Consider the following 2,053-nt stretch of genomic DNA (forward strand, 5'->3'; position numbering starts at 1 on the left):
GTCAATGGTGCCGGGAAATCGACCCTGTTTTCAGCTTTGCTTGGTGGCATGGAGTCAGACACCGGTTCGTTGACCCGTCCTGCGGTATGGACCGTGGCGCATATGGCGCAGGAAATCAAAGCGCTGAATATGAAAGCCATTGATTTCGTCTTGTCCGGCGATGAAGAATACTGGGATATTCAACAGAAACTGGAGCAGCCAGATCAGCTGGATGATGCAGAACTGGCCCATTTATATGGCCGTTTTGATGAAATTTCAGGTTATTCTGCGCCGGCCAAAGCTTCGCAACTGATGGCCGGTCTGGGCTTTTTTGAACATCAATCCCAACTGGATGTTTCAAGTTTTTCTGGTGGCTGGCGCATGCGCCTGAATCTGGCGCGTACCCTGATGAGCCGTTCCGATTTACTCCTTCTTGATGAACCGACCAACCATTTAGACCTGGATGCCATTCTCTGGCTCGAAGACTGGCTGAAAGCCTATGAAGGTACGCTGGTGCTGATTTCGCATGACCGGGATTTCCTCGATGCGATTACCGATCATATTTTACATATTGAAAATCAGGAACTGATTTTATATACCGGTAACTACTCGACCTTCGAGCGCACCCGCAGTGAACGTCTGGCGCAGCAGCAACAGGCTTATGAAAAGCAGCTGGAAACCCGCGCACATCTGCAAAAATATATTGACCGTTTTAAAGCGAAAGCCACCAAAGCCAAGCAGGCACAGAGCCGGATCAAACAGCTGGAGCGTATGCAGGAACTGTCTGCTGCCCATGTTGATACGCCATTTACCTTCAGTTTCCGTGAACCGACCAAAATGAGTTCGCCTTTATTGCAACTGGAACATGCCGATATTGGTTATGGTGACAAGCTGATTGTCACCAATGTCAATTTACAGATCACGCCAAGCAGCCGGATTGGTTTGCTCGGGATGAATGGTGCCGGTAAATCCACCCTGATTAAATCGCTGGTCGGTGATTTAAAATTGCTTCAGGGTCTGCGTAAAGATTCAGAACTGCTCAATATTGGCTACTTTGCCCAACACCAAATGGATGCACTGGATGGCAATGCCAGCCCGATGTTACAGCTGGCCCGTATTGCCGATAAAAAAATCAGTGAAGCCAGCCTGCGTTCTTTCCTGGGCAGTTTTGGTTTTAGCGGCGAACGCATGGATACGCCAAGTGAAAGTTTCTCAGGCGGTGAACGTGCCCGTCTGGCTCTGGCATTGATTGTCTGGCAGCGTCCAAACGTGTTGATTCTGGATGAGCCGACCAACCATTTAGATCTGGATATGCGTCATGCATTGACCATGGCCTTGCAGGAGTTTGAAGGTGCTGTGGTGCTGGTATCGCATGAGCGCCAGCTGATTGCCAGTGTCTGTGATGAATTGCTGCTGGTACATAATGGTCAATGCCGTGAATTTGACGGTGATCTGACCGCTTATGCCGACTGGTTACGTCAGGCCCGCATTGAGATGATCAAAAACGGGCAGAAGCCAGCCGAGCCGGTGAAATCTCAGGTCGAAGTCAAAGCAACCATTTCCAGACTGGACAAAGAAGCACAGCGTAAGGAAGCGGCACGCCAGCGGGAACTGAGCCGCCCGATTCGTAAAAATATCGAAAAATGTGAAACACAGATTTCAAAGGTTACGCCGCGACTGGCTGAAATTCAAAGCTTGCTCGGAGATAGTGCTTTATATGATGCCTCACGTAAAAATGATTTGCTCAAACTGATGAATGAGCAAACTGAGCTGAAAGCCAAACTGGAAACAGCCGAAGAACAGATGCTGGAACTAATGATGGAACTGGAAAGTCTGGAGCAGTCCTTCTAACACTATTTCAACACCCCCATTATCTGAGAGATGAGTAACAAGCGTTATTCATCTCTTTTTTTTATTAAAACCACCCATTTTTAATATTTTCCTCCTGCTTTTCATCTCCGTGTAGTTCCTTGCTATTCTTGAGTACTGCATCTCTTCTTCAAAACTTGACACATTTTGTCGTGAATTACGCAAGTGCCATATAAGTTTATTTTTTGGTGGTGTTTCAAAAAGT

General features: G+C 47.5%; 1 protein-coding gene. It reads left to right on the forward strand.

The genetic code is table 11. The features are described from left to right. A partial coding sequence (locus FTV41_RS14425) for an ATP-binding cassette domain-containing protein (RefSeq protein WP_179996736.1) occupies positions 1–1,830 on the forward strand: 1,830 nt, incomplete at its 5' end. Positions 1,831–2,053: the final 223 nt, after the last annotated feature.

This window comes from Acinetobacter sp. YH16051 (genome assembly GCF_013417135.1).
GTDB lineage: Bacteria > Pseudomonadota > Gammaproteobacteria > Pseudomonadales > Moraxellaceae > Acinetobacter > Acinetobacter towneri.